We start from the raw sequence: 552 nt of genomic DNA on the forward strand, positions 1-552 counted from the left end.
TCAGGAGCAAATTTAAAAGCTTTTTCAATAACTTTTAAACATTCTCTTTCTTGATTTTTAATTTGAGAGGACATGGAACCAGTCGAAACTCGATATAAAATCTGAGGGCGTGTAACTACTACAAATTGATAATCTGCTGCTAATCTCAGCCACATATCCCAATCTTCTCCTGCTTTTAAAGATGTATCAAACTCTCCCACCTGATTTAAAGCTTGTTTACGAATTAACGGGTTAGAACCATTTTCTAAAAAATTATTAACTAATAAATGTTCATAAACATCGCCATTTATTGTAATCTGTCTACCAGAATGCAAAAATTGACTTGACTGATCGATATAGTCTGTCCAACTATAGGCAACAGCAGCCTCTGGATGTTCTTGTAATGCTTGAAACTGCGCTTCTAATTTGTCTGGAGTCCATAGGTCATCAGCATCCAGAAAAGTAATATATTCCCCTTGAGCATGATCAATGCCTCGATTTCGACTTGATGCTAAACCTGCATTAGAGTAAGAAAATATTCTAATTCGTGAATCTTCTATTTCCCTAATTATC

General features: G+C 35.0%; 1 protein-coding gene. It reads right to left on the reverse strand.

From position 1 onward, the window contains the following. On the reverse strand, positions 1–552 hold a 552-nt coding region (locus tag PL11201_RS25360; RefSeq protein ID WP_144017894.1), incomplete at both ends, for a glycosyltransferase.

The organism is Planktothrix sp. PCC 11201 (assembly GCF_900009135.1).
Lineage (GTDB): Bacteria > Cyanobacteriota > Cyanobacteriia > Cyanobacteriales > Microcoleaceae > Planktothrix.